The 17,299-nt window shown below is 65.3% G+C and carries 14 protein-coding genes; 7 read left to right on the forward strand and 7 right to left on the reverse strand.

The window, feature by feature from the left end; translation table 11 throughout:
* Nucleotides 1–290: 290 nt before the first annotated feature.
* Both AC07PQ_RS00190 and AC07PQ_RS00195 read right to left on the reverse strand, forming a co-directional pair.
* On the reverse strand, nucleotides 291–1,394 hold the full coding sequence (locus AC07PQ_RS00190) for a DmpA family aminopeptidase (RefSeq protein ID WP_007922786.1): 1,104 nt from the start codon (nucleotides 1,392–1,394) through the stop codon (nucleotides 291–293).
* 9 nt (nucleotides 1,395–1,403) lie between these two features.
* Complete coding sequence (locus tag AC07PQ_RS00195) at nucleotides 1,404–2,759, reverse strand: APC family permease (RefSeq protein ID WP_493184825.1); 1,356 nt, start codon at nucleotides 2,757–2,759, stop codon at nucleotides 1,404–1,406.
* 231 nt (nucleotides 2,760–2,990) lie between these two features.
* Here AC07PQ_RS00195 and AC07PQ_RS00200 point away from each other — a divergent pair, with 231 nt between their 5' ends.
* Nucleotides 2,991–3,794: a response regulator transcription factor gene (locus AC07PQ_RS00200; RefSeq protein WP_007922792.1), complete on the forward strand. Its 804-nt coding sequence runs from the start codon at nucleotides 2,991–2,993 to the stop codon at nucleotides 3,792–3,794.
* Nucleotides 3,795–3,850: 56 nt separating this feature from the next.
* Here AC07PQ_RS00200 and feaR read toward each other — a convergent pair whose 3' ends face one another.
* From feaR to AC07PQ_RS00220, 4 genes are all read right to left on the reverse strand, one after another.
* Nucleotides 3,851–4,789 (reverse strand): transcriptional regulator FeaR, encoded by a 939-nt coding sequence (gene feaR / locus AC07PQ_RS00205; protein WP_493184824.1) that lies wholly within the window; start codon nucleotides 4,787–4,789, stop codon nucleotides 3,851–3,853.
* Nucleotides 4,790–4,937: 148 nt separating this feature from the next.
* On the reverse strand, nucleotides 4,938–5,531 hold the full coding sequence (locus AC07PQ_RS00210) for a DUF3156 family protein (protein WP_493184823.1): 594 nt from the start codon (nucleotides 5,529–5,531) through the stop codon (nucleotides 4,938–4,940).
* On the reverse strand, nucleotides 5,497–7,026 hold the full coding sequence (locus AC07PQ_RS00215) for an APC family permease (protein ID WP_053261378.1): 1,530 nt from the start codon (nucleotides 7,024–7,026) through the stop codon (nucleotides 5,497–5,499). Before AC07PQ_RS00215 ends, AC07PQ_RS00210 begins: the two co-directional genes overlap by 35 nt.
* A 216-nt stretch (nucleotides 7,027–7,242) precedes the next feature.
* Nucleotides 7,243–8,730 (reverse strand): aldehyde dehydrogenase family protein, encoded by a 1,488-nt coding sequence (locus tag AC07PQ_RS00220; protein ID WP_007923743.1) that lies wholly within the window; start codon nucleotides 8,728–8,730, stop codon nucleotides 7,243–7,245.
* Nucleotides 8,731–9,165: 435 nt separating this feature from the next.
* Here AC07PQ_RS00220 and AC07PQ_RS00225 point away from each other — a divergent pair, with 435 nt between their 5' ends.
* From AC07PQ_RS00225 to AC07PQ_RS00250, 6 genes are all read left to right on the forward strand, one after another.
* A complete protein-coding gene (locus AC07PQ_RS00225) occupies nucleotides 9,166–10,497 on the forward strand; it encodes an aspartate aminotransferase family protein (RefSeq protein ID WP_493184822.1) in 1,332 nt (443 codons plus the stop codon).
* 423 nt (nucleotides 10,498–10,920) lie between these two features.
* Complete coding sequence (locus tag AC07PQ_RS00230) at nucleotides 10,921–11,598, forward strand: helix-turn-helix transcriptional regulator (RefSeq protein WP_493184821.1); 678 nt, start codon at nucleotides 10,921–10,923, stop codon at nucleotides 11,596–11,598.
* A gap of 90 nt (nucleotides 11,599–11,688) precedes the next feature.
* Complete coding sequence (locus AC07PQ_RS00235) at nucleotides 11,689–12,504, forward strand: molybdenum cofactor biosynthesis F family protein (protein ID WP_493184820.1); 816 nt, start codon at nucleotides 11,689–11,691, stop codon at nucleotides 12,502–12,504.
* Nucleotides 12,505–12,726: 222 nt separating this feature from the next.
* On the forward strand, nucleotides 12,727–14,109 hold the full coding sequence (locus tag AC07PQ_RS00240) for an aspartate aminotransferase family protein (protein WP_493184819.1): 1,383 nt from the start codon (nucleotides 12,727–12,729) through the stop codon (nucleotides 14,107–14,109).
* A complete protein-coding gene (locus AC07PQ_RS00245) occupies nucleotides 14,106–14,870 on the forward strand; it encodes an SDR family oxidoreductase (protein WP_493184818.1) in 765 nt (254 codons plus the stop codon). The genes AC07PQ_RS00240 and AC07PQ_RS00245 overlap by 4 nt, the downstream gene beginning before the upstream one ends.
* 243 nt (nucleotides 14,871–15,113) lie before the next feature.
* On the forward strand, nucleotides 15,114–16,316 hold the full coding sequence (locus AC07PQ_RS00250; RefSeq protein WP_493184817.1) for an MFS transporter: 1,203 nt from the start codon (nucleotides 15,114–15,116) through the stop codon (nucleotides 16,314–16,316).
* Between the two features lie 67 nt (nucleotides 16,317–16,383).
* Here AC07PQ_RS00250 and AC07PQ_RS00255 read toward each other — a convergent pair whose 3' ends face one another.
* Entirely contained in the window at nucleotides 16,384–17,280 is an 897-nt protein-coding gene (locus tag AC07PQ_RS00255; protein WP_493184816.1) for a hypothetical protein, read from the reverse strand.
* Nucleotides 17,281–17,299: the final 19 nt, after the last annotated feature.

Here is a 17,299-nt window from a genome sequence, read left to right on the forward strand (position 1 = left end):
ACTTCCTTGTAATCAATGGAACAGTTTTTGTCCGATAGCGACAATCCCTGGCGAGATCGTCCTATCACTCGCCCTATCCGGGCGTAAGCAACCTGACACAATTTGAAATCAGGCGTCCACTACTTTTTGACGCCTGATTTTCGCTGTTCCAGCAAACTCCCGAAAACAATGACTGGTGAGTCGAAATATTCTTTAAGCCTCAATACCCGCTGATAATTGTCGGACAATCTCGAATTTAAATATTAAATAGCAGTACAGATAGTTTTGCCGACTACGTCGCAGTTTTTAGTTCATGCAAGTTTGTTCCATCCGGTTAGTTTCATCGCTTGCAGCAGGGTTTCCCCGGTCAGCGCCGGAACGCTCGCGCCACTGTCCGCGGTCATCGGCTCGCCCGCCAGCAAGGCATTGACAATGGCCTCCTCCACCGCTTCGGCGGCGGCGCTGAACAGGGCCGAGATGTAATCGTTGTTGAGCATCGCCAGGGGTGTGCTGAACGGCACGCCCTGGCGCCCGTAGGCGGAAGGCGGCAAGTCGCGGTTGCCGGTGGCGAAGGCCAGGAAGATATCGCCGCTGGAGTCCTCGGTGCCGCCGCCGGTGCGGGCGATGCCGATCGACGCGCGCTGCGCCAGGCGCTGGCACTGGTGCGGCAGCAAGGGCGCGTCGGTGGCCAGGATCACCACGATCGAACCCATGCCCGGCGTACCGCGCCGGGCGAAAGGCGACGGGATGCCGCTCAGTTGCCGCCCCACCGGGTAGCCATCGACCCGCAACTCCTCGCGCTTGCCGTGGTTGGCCTGCACCAGCGCGCCGACCGTGTAGCCGCCCTGCTCCCCCGGCACCCGGCGCGAAGCCGTGCCGATCCCGCCCTTGAATTCATGGCAGATCATGCCGGTGCCGCCGCCCACCGCGCCCTCGCGCACCGGCCCGGACTCGGCATTGGCCAGCGCCTCGCGGACCTGCTGCGGGCCGACATGCTGGCCCCAGATATCGTTGAGCAGGCCGTCATAGGTCTCCATCACCACCGGCATGCACCAGTATTCCGCGGGGTCCGCCAGGCTGGCGTGCTCCTCGGCGATCAGTGCGTCGCGCACCACGCCGACGCTGTGGGTGTTGGTGATGGCCAGCGGCGTGGTCAGCAGGCCCGCTTCGCGGATCCACTCCAGGCCGGTGGCATCGCCGTTGCCGTTGAGCACATGGCAGCCGGCGAAACAGGGTTGCAGCCGGGCAAAGCCCTCGCGGGGCTGGATCAGGGTCACCCCGGTACGTACCTGCTTGCCGTCGACCGTGGTCCTGAGGGTGCTGTGGCCCACCCGTACCCCCGGAACGTCGGTGATGGCATTGAAGGGGCCGGGAGTACCCAGGCCCAGGCTGATCCCCAATTGACGTGCGCGCATGACTTCTCCTTAGAGTTTCTGGAACGCCGGGCTGAACCGGCCGTTGGTGCCATACAGGATCACCGACAGCGCCAGCAGGCCGACGATCACCATGATGTCCCTGAGCGAAGCGTCCAGGAACAGATTGAACAACAGATACCCGGCGCCGATCACCGCCAGCAGCGCCGGCAACGGCCACAGCGGCATGCGGTACGGGTGGGCGCGGTCGCGCAGCAGCACCCGGCTCATCAGCGCGCTGAGGGCGACGATCAGGTACACCAGCATGATCAGCAGCACGCTGAACGAGGTCAGGTCGGCCAGGTTCGAGCTGAAACTGAGCACCGCCGAGGGAATGGCCAGGAACAGCGTGGCCAGCCACGGCGAGTCCCAGCGCGGATGAATCCGCGTGAACAGGCGGTTGATGCCCGGCGTCCACAAGGCATCGCGGCCGCTGGAGAACACCACCCGGCCGATCTGGATCACGATGGCGTTGAACACCGAGAGGAAGATCCCGGCGCTGACCACCCGCGACAGGGTTTCGTTGCCGTGGCTGGTGAGCAGGTAGCCGATGGGGTCGGGACTTTCGAGCATGGCGCTGAGGGACGGCGCGCCAATCAATAGCGCGGTCAACGGCACCAGTTCGATGATCACCACCAGCACCAGCGACCAGAGCACCGCCTTGTGCACGCCCTGCCCCTTGCATTTCATGTCTTCGGCCAGCAGCACCGCCGGGCCGTAACCGTTGTAGGAAAACAGGCCGATGCCGACCGCGCCGATCACCAGGGCCCAGGGCGCCATGTGTAATACGCCGTTTTCGACGATCTGCGGTTGCAGCAGGATGCTCGCCGGCTGCGAGGCATTGCCAAAGCCCAGGAACACGATCACCAGCAACGCGGCAATTTCCAGCAGCAGACAGGTGCCGGTGATCCAGGCATTCAACTTGATGTTGAGGATGCCCAGCGCATAGCTGCAGATCACGATCACCAGGGCCACGGTCTGCGAATCGAAGCGCGTGCCCAGGGCATTGTTCAGGTAAGTCGCCGCGCCGGTGGCCAGCACCGGCGGGATGAACAGCAACATCACCAGCACCGTGAGAAAGGTCGCGTACCCGGCCATGCCGCCGAACACCCGCTTGGCGTACACATACTCGCCGCCGGCGCTGTTGTGGGCGCGGCCCAGCTCGGCGTAGCAGAAGGCGAACATCAGCGCCAGCAGCCCCGCCATGACAAAGGCCAGGAACACCCCGCTGCCGGCCTGGTGAATGGCGAACGGCGCGATAACGAAGACCGAACTGGCCGGGGTCACGCCCGACACGGTAATGGCCACCACATCGAACACACTCAGCGTGGGTTTCAGGGCGCCTTGCGGCGCGCAGGGAGAGCTCATGTCGTTATCCTCGTGGTTATTTTTGGTTTGAGGCAGAAACGAAGAACGTCGGGCGGATGCGCTCTGGGGCGCACTTGATGGAGGCCACTTTAGGCAGCCGGGGGTACAGGGCCAATTCCCCTATTGGAGTACTCCCCCTTGACGTCGCCGGGCAAATCGCCGAAACCTTGCTGCCACCTGGCGAGAAAGCAACCCGCCAGACCACAGCGGCATCGACGCGGAGCCACCTATTTGATCACTCTGTTCAGGGAAATCGGCATGCATGCCGGACTCGGGCGCACCCTCTCGCAGATCGGCGGCGAGCGCTTCTGGAAACAACTGGTGCTGTTGCTGCACCAGGCCTTGCCGTTCGATAACGCCCTGGCGATCTTCTACCCGCGCAACGGCCTGCCCATCGCCCTAGAGGAATACGACGCCGAGCCCTCGGACAAGCCGGCGTCGATGCTCACCTACCTCAATGGCCTGTACCTGCTCGACCCGTTTTTCCAGGCCTGCCGCGAGGGTTATCCCAACGGCCTGTACCGCCTGGAGGAAGTGGCGCCGGACCATTTCCGCCAGACCGAGTATTTCTCCAGCTACTTCCACGACAACGTGCTGGAGGACGAACTGCAGTTCATCCTGCAGATCCCGGAGGCCGGCACCCTGTCCCTGTCGCTGGGCATGCAGCGACCGTTCAGCGCCGAGGAGATCGGCCAGCTCACCACCTTCTCGGCCTGGGTCCTGCCGTTGATGCAGCAGCATTGGCAGCAAAGCAACCAGCGCCCGCAGCCACCCGCCGGGGAAGAAATGGCCAGCCAGATCCGCGATGCCCTGAGCCATTTCGGCTGTGGCGTGCTGTCGGATCGGGAAGTGGAAATCGCCCGGCTGATCCTGCGTGGGTTCTCCTCCAAGGCCATGGCCGAGCGGCTGAAGATCTCGCCGGACACCATCAAGGTGCACCGGCGCCATCTCTACGCCAAGCTGGATATCTCCTCACAGCCGGAGCTGTTCTCGCTGTTTATCCAGTCCCTGGGGCACGACCTGGAAAACCCTTGAACCCGGTCCTTGCGCCGCGCGGTGCCGGCACCGCGCCATCGCGAGCAAGCTCGCGCCTAAACGTTCAGCGAACGGGCGCGGTAATCCCGCGGCGATTGCTCGAAATGCTTCTTGAAGGTGCGGCTGAAGTGCGCCGAGTCGGTGAACCCCCACTTGAAGGCAATCTCGGTAATCGACGCGTGGCGCAGGCGCGGGTTGCTCAGGTCCGCCGCGCTGCGCTCGAGGCGCGCGCGCTGGATGAAACGGCAGACACTGTCGCCCTGCTCTTCGAACAGCCGGTACAGCTGGCGCACCGAGATATTCATCTGGCTGGCCAGTGACACCGGGGTCAGGCTGGGTTCGGTGAGGGACTGGTTGATCAACTGCCGGGCCTGGCTGCGCAGGCAACCGCCGTGCTGGCTGTCGTAGCCGTCGAGATGGGCGCTGGGCGTCTGGCGCAGGGTCGGGCCGAGCAAGGCGATCAGCGCTTCCTGCAACGCCTGGCCTTCCTGCGGGTCGGCGCAACCTGGCAACGGCTCGCCGCAGATCTGTTCCACCAGCAGGCGCATCAAGCGGCCACTCGCGCACTGCTGCGAGAGCTTGCCGAACTTGCGCTGCTGCGCCGGCAGATGGCGATACACCTCGTCGCGGGACAGGTGCAGGGAGGCATGTTCGATCAGCCCGTGGGGGACGATTTCGCAGGCCCCGGCGGAATCCAGCAAGGCCATTTCCCCCGGTGCCAGTTCGATGCGCTCGCCGCCCTGGCTGATCTGGGCATGGCCGCTGCGCTGCATGATCAGGAAACAGTGCCGGTCGTCTTCATGATCGACGCTGGTGCCTTTGCGCGAGATCAGTCCGGCATTGGTGCGGATCTGCGCCACCTCGAGGCCGGCGTAGTCGCGCAAGCCGACTTCGCCGATGAACAACGCCGAGTTCAACGCCTGGCGGGCGTCGAAGCGACCGCAAACCCCCTGTAATGCGCCGATCCAGGAACCGAAACTTTGCGAAGCAAGCACTGTGCACCTCCAGAAGCCGGCTGAGACCGCCTTTGTTGTTATGGCGATATCATTAACATGTTATCTATTTGCCGGGCAAGGAAGCGCGGCGCAATGGATAGTCCGTTATAGCCTAAGCACGGGTTGTGCCAGCGCGGGTGGGAATAGTTCAGTGATCGCGCAGCAGTGAATCCAGGCGCTTGAACGTTGCCAGCAAGGCGCCGCGTTGCTCGGCGCTCAGGCGGATATAACGGCGGAAGCCGGGCAGCCGGTTGACCACCTCGCTGGCGCCGAAATGCTCCAGGCGCACCTGCCAACCCTGCTCGTCGCGCTGCAATTGCAGGCGCTTGAAGTCCAGCGGCAGCAACGCCGCCAGTAGCTGCGGGTCGCTGTGCAACTGCTGCAACAGCCCAGCCCACTCATCCTGCGCGCCCTGCTTCAGGCCGGCGGCGACGCCCTGGCGGCGGATCGCGCCGGTATGGCGAATGTCGATCTGTGCCTGCGGCCCCGGCGAACCGGGAACCCGCAGGCGAAACTCGCAAACCACCAGGTGCATCAGGAACTGCGCCTGTGGCAGCTCCTCGACCTCGAAGTCCAAACCCTCCTCGGCCCAGGTGAAGCGCGCCAGCCCGGGCGCCTGCGGCGCACAGTCGAGCCCCGGCAGGTCGCGACGCAACTGGTTCAGGGTCACCCCCGGGCGATAGCCCGAGGGTGGCCGCCGCCAGAACTCAGAGAGGTTTTGCCGCCAGCTTGTACTGCTCATCGGGCTTGGCTCCAGGCAGGGTCTGCGCTTGGGTTTCAGTGGGGGATTGCAGGTTGAAGGCGTTTTCCAGCACCTCCTCCACCGGCACCGGGCGGAACGGGTTGACCTTCTGCACGAAGACCGTCCAGACCAGCGCATAGATCGCCGTCAGGCCGAGCATGCTGCCAAAGGGCACGTAGATGTCCCGCGGGTTCATGCCCGGCGGCGTGATGAACCACATGCCCAGGAGGATGCCGATGGACGAGACGATCTGCGGCAGCGGGAACCAGGGCGACTTGTAGGCCCGCGGCAGGTCCGGGCGCCGGATGCGCAGCACCACCACCGCCAGGGTCACCAGCAGGTAGGCGGTGCTCCAGGCACAGACCGCGGCCAGCACCAGGTGCATGATGTTGTCGGTGCTGCCGCCCAACCACCAGGCGTGCAGACATGGGATCAATACCGCCACGGCGATGCACAGCAGCGGCGTCTTGAAGCGTGGGTGCAGGTAGGTGAAGGCCTTGGGCAGCGCGCCGTCCAGCGCCATGCCGTAGAGAATGCGCGGCAATCCGGCCATCAGTGTGTTGATGGTCGCCGCTCCGGCGAACAGCAGGCCGACGCCCAGCCAGATCCGCCCGTAGGGCCCCATCACCTGCTCGGCGAACTGCGGGATGGCCATGGGCGTGTCCAGCAGGTGCACGCTGCCGTCTTCGTTCAGCGCGATGTTCGCCACCTGGCGCTTCATCGCCGCGCCATAGATGAACATGCAGGTGGCTACCCCCACCAGGCCCAGGGCCATGGCCCGGGGAATGGTTTTCGCCGCCTTGCGCACCTCCGGCGTCAGCGGGGTGACAAACTCGCACCCGACGAACATGAACATGGCCATGCCCACCAGCGAGAGGATGGTGGTCAGGTCGGTGCCGACCATCGACTCGCCGAACCAGCCGCTCAGTTCCACCGCCGGCGCCTTGAACACCCCGACCACGCCGAAGATGATCAGGGTGGTCCACATGCCGAAAGTCAGGATCACCTCGGCGCGGCTGAACGCGGTGATGCCCACGGCGTTCAGCAGTCCGAAGAAGATCACCAGCCCGACACCCACCAGCCAGGCGCTGCCGCTCTGCTCCAGCAGGGTGTTGAGGGACTCGAAGTTCACCAGGGCCATGACGCCGCTGAGGATGGTTTCCGCCGTGCCGGCGAACACATGCACGATCAGGTAGGCGGAGATGGTCCCGGTGATCGCGAAGAAGCGCCCCAGGCCGCAGGCCAGGTAGTCGTACACCGAGCCGGTGGTGGGGATCATGCAGGCCGCTTCGGCGAAGGTCGTCGATTGCGCGAGCATCATCAGCATGGCGATCAGCATGGCCGCGGCGAACGCCCCGCCGCCGATGCCGAAGCCGGTGGTGGCGGTGAGGATCACCGGGCTGGCCATGATCAGGCCGACGGCGCTGGCCAGGGCCGTGGGAAAGCCGACCACGCCCTGGTTCAAGTGGCGGGTGAGTCTGTCGTTGAAAGACATGGTGCTGGACCTCGAAAGCATGGGTGATGTTGTTGTTCTAGGCATTTCAAGGGCACGCCGGGCGGGCGTGTTTTACCTGGCTGTCTGCGCAGCCTGGCCGGTTGCATCCGACTGTAGCCGCTGCCGCAGGCTGCGATAAGGCCGAAGGCCTTCGGCGATCTTGAGATCTTGCGCACCCTGCGGGCGCGATCGCAGCCTGCGGCAGCGGCTACGGGATCAGAACGCGATGCACACCGACTTGTTCTCGGTATACGCCTCTATCGCCGCGTGGCCCATCTCGCGGCCGATGCCCGATTGCTTGTAGCCGCCAAACGGCATCGACGGGTCGAGCATATTGTGGGTGTTGACCCAGACCGTACCGGCCTTGATCCGCGGGATCAGGTCCATGACCTTCGCCAGGTCGTTGGACCAGATACTCGCCCCCAGCCCGTACTGATTGTCGTTGGCCAGCGCCACCACCTCGTCGATCTCGTCGAAAGGCGTGGCCACCACCACCGGGCCGAAGATTTCCTCGCGCACCACCTGCATGCCTGCGTGCACGTCGGCCAATACCGTCGGGCGCACATAGAAGCCCTGCTCGCCATAGGCGACCCCGCCGCACAGCACCCGGGCGCCGTCGGCCACGCCCTGGCCGATCATGTCCAGCACGCGCTTCTGCTGCTTGGCGGAAATCAGCGGGTTGATCTGCGCCTGTTCGTCGAGCCCGGGGCCGATGCTCAGGGAGCCGGCGATGGCCGACAAACGCTCCAGCACCTGGTCGAAGATCGCCCGCTGGATATACAGCCGCGAACCGGCGGTACAGACCTGGCCCTGGTTGAAGAAGATCGCCCCGGCGGCACCGGCGGCCGCGGCCTGGGGGTCGCAGTCATCGAGTACGATCACCGGCGACTTGCCGCCCAGTTCCAGGGAAAACCGGGTCATGTTGTCCACCGCCGCATGGCCGATGACCTTGCCGATCTGGGTCGAGCCGGTAAAGGCCAGCTTGTCGATGCCTTTGTGCGCGGCCAGGGCCGCGCCGGCCTGGGCACCGCTGCCGGTGACCACGTTGACCACCCCCGGGGCAATCCCGGCGTCCAGGCACAACTGGCCCAGGCGCAAGGCGGTCAGCGGGGTTTCATCGGCCGGCTTGAGCACCACGGTGCAGCCGCAGGCCAGGGCCGGGACGATTTTCCAGATGGCCATCAACAAAGGGAAATTCCACGGCACGATGGCGCCGACCACGCCCACCGGCTCCGGAACCGTGTAGGCACGGTACCGCGCGCCCGGGACGGCGGCGATGGACAGGTCCAGGCTCTTGCCTTCGATCTTGGTCGCCCAGCCCGCCATGTAGCGGGTGAACTCGGCGGCGGCGCCGACTTCCAGGGCCCGGGCCAGGTGGATCGACTGGCCGTTGTTGAGGGTTTCCAGCTGCGCCAGCTCCTCGCCATGGGCTTCCAAGAGGTCCGCAAGCTTCAGCAGCAGGCGCTCGCGATCCGCCGGGCGCTGCGCCGCCCAGGGGCCCTCGAAGGCTCGCCGCGCGGCGGCCACGGCCAGGTCGATATCGGCGTCGGCACCGGCGGCAACGCGGGTCAGTTCTTCGCCGGTGGCCGGGTTGAACACCGGCATCTGCGCACCGGACAAGGCCGGCTGGCTGCGCCCGTCGATCAACAGGCCGTGCTGGCTGTCGATAAAGGCGGCGACACGTGGGTCGATGGCAATACTCATGGGCAATCCTCGCTAGTTGGCCTCATGGATCGAACTCTGAGACCAATGCCGGCCAGCGTCTTGATCCTGGCTGCCGCGAAACTTGCCACTGGCTGCCAGGGAACCGCGACACACGCTTTTTCCGCCGCTGGCGCGTCTATCCAGATAAACCGCGGACTCAGCATTTGCGGTTGCTTCGCAACCGTTCGCAGCCTCGCGGGCTCGGCAGCGGCTACAAAAACACCGCGTGCCCGGTAGCCGCTGGCGCAGCCTGCGATCGGCGGCGCAGCCGTCGCCAAGCCTGCGAACGCATTTTTACAGGCAGATCGGCAATGCACGGGACGCCGGGTCGATGGCAGTGGCGGTCAAATGCCTGGCACACAGAGGCAAGCAGGCATCCGGCAAAGGGCGCACTACTATGTCCCACGCTGTCTGTGCGTTTTCAGGAGATTCAACGTGAGCGAACCAAGCCGTTTCTGGCATCCCATGCTGCACCCCAACGAAATGCAACAACGCGAGCCGATCCGCATTGTCCGTGGCGATGGCTGCTACGTGTACGACGACCAGGGCCACCCACTGGTGGATGGCGTCGCCGGGTTGTGGAACGTCAACGTCGGCCACAACCGCAAGGAAGTGAAGGCGGCGATCACCGCCCAGCTGGACGAACTGGAATACTTCCAGCTGTTCGACGGCGTCAGCCATCCGCGCGCCGAAGAGCTGTCGCGGGTGGTGATGAACCTGCTGGAGCCCGAGGGCATGCGCCGCGTGGCCTTCAGCTCCGGCGGCTCGGATGCCATCGAGACCGCGCTGAAACTGGCCCGCCAGTACTGGAAACTCGAAGGCCAGGCCGACCGCACCAAGTTCATCTCGCTGCGCCAGGGCTACCACGGCACCCACTTCGGTGGCGCTTCGGTCAACGGCAACACGGTATTCCGGCGCAACTACGAGCCCCTGCTGCCCGGCTGCTTCCACGTCGACACCCCGTGGCTGTACCGCAACCCCTACAGCCAGGACCCGGAAGAACTCGGCAAGATCTGCGCCGACCTGCTCGAGCGGGAAATCCAGTTCCAGAGCCCCGACACCGTCGCGGCCTTTATCGCCGAGCCGATCCAGGGCGCCGGCGGCGTGATAGTGCCCCCGGCCAACTACTGGCCGCTGATCCGCGAGGTCTGCGACAAGTACGGCGTACTGCTGATCGCCGACGAAGTGGTGACCGGCTTCGGTCGCAGCGGCTCGATGTTCGGCAGCCGCCTGTGGGGCGTGAAGCCCGACATCATATGCCTGGCCAAGGGCATCACCTCCGGCTACATCCCGCTGGGCGCCACGGTGGTCAACGAACGGATCGAGTCGGCGTTCAGCAAAAACGCCAACTTCACCGGCGCAATCATGCACGGCTACACCTACTCCGGGCACCCGGTGGCCTGCGCGGCGGCCCTGGCCAGCCTCGACATCGTGGTCAAGGAAGACCTGCCGGCCAACGCCGCGAAGATGGGCGACTACATGCTGAACAAGTTGCTGCCGTTCGCCGAGCGCTTCGACAGTGTCGGTGAAGTGCGTGGCAAGGGCCTGATGATCGCCCTCGACCTGGTGGCTAACAAAACCACCCGCGAGCCGATCGACCCCATGGGCGGCTATGCCAACCAGGTGGCGCAGATCGCCCGCGACAACGGGGTGATGGTGCGTCCGGTGGGGACCAAGATCATCCTGTCGCCGCCGCTGGTGATCCAGCCGCCGCAGATCGACGCCATCGTCTCCGCCCTGGAGCTGGGTTTCACCCAGGCCCGTTGAGCCTGACGCCGCAGCCTTGAAACCCGGACCGCGCTGGAGCCGATATCAGCGCGGTCTGCATGATCGCGGGAAGCCCCTGCGGGGCTTTTCGCAGCCTGCGGCAGCGGCTACAAGGAACGCGGTGCCCGTGTAGCCGCTGCCGAGCCCGCGAGGCTGCGATCGGCAACGCAGTTGCCGCAAAACCTGGGCTCGCAATCTGTCTGAAATACCGTGGCATCAGGTTTGGCGCCCGCTACGCGGTCGTTCGCAGCCTGCGGCAGCGGCTACAAGGAATGCGGTGCCCGTGTAGCCGCTGCCGAGCTCGCGAGGCTGCGATCGGCAACGCAGTTGCCGCAAACCGGGGTTCGCGATCTGTCTGAAGTACCATGGCATCAGAGGGTTACGGCCCTCTTTACCGGCCGTTCATGAAGAGGGAGTCGTCCCATGCATACGCCAACCGCCCTGCCGGATGCCCAACAGCTTGGCCAACGCTGCATCAGCGCCTTTACCCGGGTGGTGCCGGCGACCCTGTGCGCCTTCTACCGCATCGACGCGCAACTGCAGGCCGAGCATTTCTCGCTGTACCACATGAGCCCGCAGATGCATGAGGCCTACCTGCAACGCTACCGGCATTACGACCCGCTGCGGCCGCGCAACTGCGTGGCGGCGGGCCGCCCGGTGCTGTCGCTGCACATGGGCATGGCCCAGCAGGGGCGGCACGAAACCGAGGTCTTCCAGGGGTTCCTGCAACGCCATGGGGTGCTGGATGTGGTGGAAATCCTCGCGCGCAATGCCGGCGGCAGCCCGATCGCCGGCCTGTCCCTGCTGCGCGATGCCAGCCTGGGCCCGTTCCGGCCAGACGAACTGAGCACCCTGCAGGCGCTGCAAGGCCTGTTGGAAATCGCCGCCCAGGCGCCCTATTCGCGCCACGACGAACGCCTGCAGGCCCTTACGCCCCGGGAGCGGCAGATCGCCTTACTGGTGCGCGACGGCGCCTGCAACAAGACCATCGCCCAGCAGTTGGCGCTGGGCCTGCCGACGGTCAAGACCCACCTGATCAACCTGTTCCGCAAGGTCGGGGTGAACAACCGCACCGAGCTGGTGAGCGTGCTGTTCCTGTAAAAAACCGCGCGCCTCAACCATTCGGTTGATGGGCAACAACGGCTTGCGCGATGAACATGAGGTTCTCCTTCATCGACAAGGTCCGCCCTCATGAACCTGCAACCCGAATGGATTACCGTTGGCGCCCTGGCCGAAGGCTTTGCCGCCGATAACCATATCCTGCCCAGCCTGGATGACCTCAACGGCCGCAGCCTGACCCTGCATTTCGCCAATGGCTGGCGCATCGAACACCTTTTCGGCTCACGCTCGCTGCATTGGCAGGACACTGAAAGCCAAGCCAGCGGCGAGACGACTTATCGAGCCACTTCAATACGTTCCGGCATTTACCTGGTGGACTTTCTCAAGTCGGAGAACCACCAGATCCACTCGGTAAGCCTGATCCTCGACCTGGGCCGGAACATCTTCACCGCGGTGATCGGGCAGATGCCGAGCCAGGCCGAGACCCGGGTCGATCTGTTCAGCCGCGCCCTGTCCGGCCGCGAGCTGACCAGCGTCCAGGCCCAGTTCATCCACGGCAGCATCGACACGCCACTGACCGCCAGCAGCCCGCAACACGCGCTGACCGAAGAGCTGGTCGGCCTGCGCAACCAGTACGTCTACAGCGCCACCGAGGCCTACGAGCACGTCTACCTGAACCGCAACTTCTACAGCTGGCAGTGCCTCAAGGGCGTCGAGCAGGGCCTGGCGGACACCGACCGCTGCCATTACTACAAGCTCGCCGAACAGCTGTACCTGTTCGTCTGGCGCGAAAAGATCGTGCCGACCCTGGGCCTGGTGCTGATCGACCTGCAAGCGGGCAGGACCGATGGCAAGATCTTCGGCTACCAGGGCAGCGACTTCGCCGCGCCCAGCAACTTCCCGGTGGGCGCCCTCGCCCATGTGCTGAACCGCACCGCTTACATCTGATACTACCTGTCGCGATCCGCAAAACGCGCTCGGCCTGACACACCGCAAGCGCAGGTTTCGCGGCAACTGCGTTGCCGATCGCAGCCTCGCGTTGCTCGGCAGCGGCTACCCAGACACTTGCTCCTGTAGCCGCTGCCTTTACCGCCCTTCGGGCCGATCGCAGCCTTCGCCAGCGGCTACAAAAGCCTGTCAGCGACAACCCTCTATCCCAGGACTTCGACCATGACCCTCGGCCTCAACCTCGACCGCGTCGCCAGCCGTTACCAATCAGAGCTGCAACTGTTCGCCGAACGCCACCCGCGTTCCGCCGGCTTCTACCGGGAAAACCTCAAGCACTGGCTGTACGGCGCGCCGCTGCACTGGATGCAGCAATGGCCGGGGCTGTACCCGATCCTGGTGGCCGACGCCCAGGGCGCGACGCTGACCGACTGCGACGGCAACCGCTACGTCGACTTCGCCCTGGGCGACACCGGCGCCATGTTCGGCCATGGCCAGCCCGCCGTGGCCGAGGCCATCGCCCATCAGGCCCGGCACGGCTCGACCCTGATGCTGCCGACCGCCGACAGCCTGTGGGTCGGCCAGGAACTGGTGCGGCGCTTCGGCCTGCCGTTCTGGCAAGTCACCACCTCGGCCACCGACGCCAACCGCTTTGTGCTGCGCCTGTGCCGGATGATCACCGGGCGGGAGAAAGTGCTGGTGTTCAACTGCAACTACCACGGCAGCGTCGACGAGTCCCAGGTCGAATTCGACGCCAGCGGGCAGATGATTCCCCGCGAAGGCGTGCACGCCAATGGCCTGCGCCACGACGCCACCACCCGGCTGGTGGAGTTCAACGACCTGCCGGCGCTGGAAGCGGCACTGGCCCACGGCGACGTGGCCGCGGTGCTGACCGAGCCCTTCATGACCAACGTCGGCATGGTCCCGCCCGCCCCCGGCTTCCACGACGGCTTGCGCGAGCTGACCCGGCGTTTCGATGTGCCGCTGATCATCGACGAAACCCACACCATCTCCTGCGGCCCCGCCGGCTACAGCGGCGAACATGGCCTGCAACCGGACTTCTTCGTGCTCGGCAAGTGCATCGCCGGCGGCATCCCGACCGCGGTGTGGGGCGCCAGCCAGGCCATGGCCGAGCGCATCTGGCAGGTGCTGCCGCATTTCCAGCCCGGCCAGGCGATCAACCACTTCGGCTTCGGCGGCACCCTGGCCGGCAACGCCCTGCAGATGGCCGCCATGCGCGCCACCTTCGGCGAGGTCATGAGCGCGGCCAACTACGCGCACATGATCGCCCTGGCCGAACGCCTGCGGACCGGGGTCCAGGCGCTGATCGCCAAGCATCGCCTGCCCTGGCACGTGACGCGGATCGGCGCCCGGGTCGAATACCTGTTCATGGACCACGCGCCGCGCAACGGCGGCGAAGCCCACCATGCCCGTCATGGCCTGATCGAGGCCTACCTGCATCTCTACCTGCTCAACCGCGGGGTGTTGCTGACCCCGTTCCACAACATGGCGCTGATCTGCCCGGCGGCCACCAGCGACGACGTCGACCTGCACAACCGCCTGCTGGACGAATGCCTGGGCACTGTCACTCAAGGAGAACATCCATGATCCTCGACCTCAGCGGCCGTATCGCCCTGGTCACCGGCTCCGGCCAGGGCATTGGCCGCGCCATCGCGCAAGTCTTCGCCGCCCAGGGCGCCAAGGTGCTGCTCGCCACTCGCAGCGAAGCCTCGGGCGCCGAAACCCTGCGCCTGATCCGTGAAGCCGGCGGCAGCGCCGAGCTGCTGGTCGTGGACCTGAGCACCCGGGCCGCGGCCAACCAGGCGGTGGCCGCCACGCTCAGGGCCTTTGGCGGGCTGGACCTGCTGATCCACAACGCCGCAGTGTTCCCGATGGAAAACCTGCGCGACCTGAGGGATGAAATCCTCGAGTCGACCCTGGCGGTGAACCTCAAGAGCTGTTTCTGGCTGACCCAGGCGGCGCTGCCGGCGTTGTGCCGGGCCGAGCATCCGCGCATCGTCATCACCTCCTCGGTGACCGGGCCGCGCACGGCGATTCCCGGGCTGTCCCACTACGCCGCGTCCAAGGCCGGGGTCAACGGTTTCATCCGCGCGGCGGCCCTGGAACTGGCCGAACACCGGGTCACCGTCAATGGCGTCGAACCCGGGCTGATCGCCACCCAGGCCATGGCCAGCCTCGGCGACTCCCCGGCCCTGGCCGCCAGCATCCCGCTCAAGCGCCTGGGCAGCCCGCAGGACATTGCCCACGCCATGCTGTTCCTCGCGTCCGAGCAGGCCGGCTATATCACCGGGCAGACCCTGATCGTCGATGGCGGCGCCCTGCTGCCGGAGAATACGCAGCTCATCTGACGGCAGACGCCCTCCCTCACCCACGGCGCCCCACCGGGCGCCGCCACGCCAACCCCGACAGCACCGTTCGCCTGGCTCCTTCGTCCAGCGAGATCAACGGCTCAATGGTGCTATGGGTAGAACGCTGCATCCCGTTTTTACCGATTGACTTGAAGTTAACTTTAACTTTTAGAGTCGGCTCCGACCCATTGGCGCGCCTCACCCCGGCGATCCTCGCCCGCCCGCCTGCTTTCGGAGAAGCCCATGACCTCAACCAAGCCCGACACCCTCAGCTACGCCGTCGCCGATACCGGGTATTGGCCCGCCGTGTTCAACGTGCTGTTTGCCGGCATTGCCGCGGCGCTGCATATCGGCAAGGCCACCATCGCCCTGCCGCAGCTGCAGCAGGAATTCGGCCGGTCCCTGGAATCCCTGAGCTGGGTCATGTCAGCCTTCCCCTTGGTCGGGGTGTTCGGTGGCATCGCCGCCGGCATCCTCGTGCAGCGCTGGGGCGACCGCTATCTGCTGGCCCTCGGCCTGCTGATCATGTGCGCCGCCAGCGCGCTGGGCTCCAGCCTGCACGACTTCCATGGGCTGCTGGCCACGCGTTTTGTCGAAGGACTGGGCTTCGTCATCGTGGTGGTCGCGGCGCCGGCGGTGCTCAATCGCCTGGTCCCGGCGCACAAACGCCACCTGGTGTTCGGCATCTGGAGCACCTTCATGGCGTTCGGTATCGGCACCTCGATGCTTATCGGGCCGCTGCTGGGCGGCTGGCAACAGAGCTGGATCGCCGGCGCGGCCTTGACCCTGCTGGCGGCGCTGCTGTTGCCGTTGACCACGCCCAGGGACCCGCTGGCGCTGCGCCGCCAGGCGCAATCCGCTTTGCGCCACTCGCTGAGCAGCGTGCTGCGCGCCCGCCAGCCGCTGCTGATGGCGCTGATGTTCACCGCCTACAACCTGCAGTTCTTCGCAGTGATGGCCTTCCTACCGGTGTTCCTGATGCAGCGGGTCGGGCTGTCGATCGCCAGCGCCGGGGTGGTCAGCGCCGCGGTGGTGGCGGTCAATATCGTCGGCAACCTCAGCGCCGGCCTGCTGCTGTCACGGGGCGTCCGCCCACAAGCCCTGCTCGCCGGCACCAGTATCGTCATGGGGCTTTTCGGGATGGGGATCTTTCTTTCGGTCACGCCGACCGGCCTGGTAATCCCTTTGTGTTTCTTCTTTTGCGCAGTGGCCGGCATGCTGCCCGCCACCCTTCTCGCCAGCACCTCGCTGACCTCGCCGGAGCCCGCGCTGATCCCGCTGTGCCTGGGCCTGGTGATGCAAGGCAACTATCTGGGCCAGGTGCTCGCGCCCATCGCCCTGAGCGCCGCCGTCGCCTATGCCGGCTGGTCCGCCCCGGCGGCGCTGGTGCTGGCCGCCGCAGTGCTAGGGGTGATGCTGGCGATGCGCCTGAAGATAAAGCAATAAAAACGCCGCTCCCCGACGGCGGTCGCCAGATCAGGGAGCGGTGGCGTTGATATGTGTCATCCCGCCTTCACTGGATCGAGGTGGTCAGTTGCGGCGCAGGCGATGTCAGCAACCCTTTGACGGCCGCCGAGAAACACTCCACCTGCAGCGGGTATTCCTGCCCCATCAACCGGCCTTTGCCATACCAGACGATACCGCCCTGACTCAGGACCAGACCGTTGCGGCCGAACTCGAACACGCTGCCGACGGAACTGCTGAAGACGAAGCGGCTGTCGTCCATTTGCAGCAGCTTGTACTGCGTGTTCGCGGGCGGCAGTTGCTCCTTGATGCGCTGCAGGTAAGTCGGGGCCAGACGGGTAAACAACTGCCCGGCCTGTTCACGGTATTGCGGTATCGTCAGACCTGGACTGCGTTGCAACTCGACGGCGATCAAGGCGAATACATCGGCGTTGGCACGCGCCACGGCCAACTTGACCGACAGCGCCGACGCCAGCAAAGCGTTATCAATCTGCAACGACGATTTCTCTGGCTGGCCGTTGGCGGCGGGTTCGGTGACGGGGCGCATGAACTCGGCCACATTGACAGTCGACAGTACCGTCGTCGCCAGATACGCCGCACAGGCCGAAGCTTGCCCAGGCTGATCAGCATTGACCAACAACGAGTACGGACTGCCCTGTCGAGGCAAAGTCTGCGCGTCGATCCCCTGCTGCTTGAGAAAGGCGTTGACCTGTTCCTGTTTCACTTCGCCTCGCGCCAACGCGCAAAGCTGTTCCATCATGAGAGTTTTACGCGGCTCGTCGAACCTGGGCGACAGCTGGAAAATCGCGTCCTGTATTACGGGTAACGCGGGAACGCGCAACCAGATTCGCGGGGTATCCGTCGGCTTGTCTGCCAGGAATCTGTCGTAACCGGCCAGCGCCACCAGCATGATCAGGAGAGCGACGGAAATGGATTTCATGTTCATGGTTTTTTGCCCGAAAAAG

This window comes from Pseudomonas sp. GW821-FHT09E12, assembly GCF_059416085.1.

Bases quoted from the DNA above. Each gene is read 5' to 3' on its own strand.
- AC07PQ_RS00245 (WP_493184818.1), top strand. From the start codon at position 14,106: ATGATCCTCGACCTCAGCGGCCGTATCGCCCTGGTCACCGGCTCCGGC.
- AC07PQ_RS00190 (WP_007922786.1), bottom strand. From the start codon at position 1,394: ATGCGCGCACGTCAATTGGGGATCAGCCTGGGCCTGGGTACTCCCGGC.
- AC07PQ_RS00195 (WP_493184825.1), bottom strand. From the start codon at position 2,759: ATGAGCTCTCCCTGCGCGCCGCAAGGCGCCCTGAAACCCACGCTGAGT.
- AC07PQ_RS00215 (WP_053261378.1), bottom strand. From the start codon at position 7,026: ATGTCTTTCAACGACAGACTCACCCGCCACTTGAACCAGGGCGTGGTC.
- AC07PQ_RS00220 (WP_007923743.1), bottom strand. From the start codon at position 8,730: ATGAGTATTGCCATCGACCCACGTGTCGCCGCCTTTATCGACAGCCAG.
- AC07PQ_RS00240 (WP_493184819.1), top strand. From the start codon at position 12,727: ATGACCCTCGGCCTCAACCTCGACCGCGTCGCCAGCCGTTACCAATCA.
- AC07PQ_RS00230 (WP_493184821.1), top strand. From the start codon at position 10,921: ATGCATACGCCAACCGCCCTGCCGGATGCCCAACAGCTTGGCCAACGC.
- AC07PQ_RS00255 (WP_493184816.1), bottom strand. From the start codon at position 17,280: ATGAACATGAAATCCATTTCCGTCGCTCTCCTGATCATGCTGGTGGCG.
- AC07PQ_RS00250 (WP_493184817.1), top strand. From the start codon at position 15,114: ATGACCTCAACCAAGCCCGACACCCTCAGCTACGCCGTCGCCGATACC.
- AC07PQ_RS00210 (WP_493184823.1), bottom strand. From the start codon at position 5,531: ATGAGCAGTACAAGCTGGCGGCAAAACCTCTCTGAGTTCTGGCGGCGG.
- AC07PQ_RS00235 (WP_493184820.1), top strand. From the start codon at position 11,689: ATGAACCTGCAACCCGAATGGATTACCGTTGGCGCCCTGGCCGAAGGC.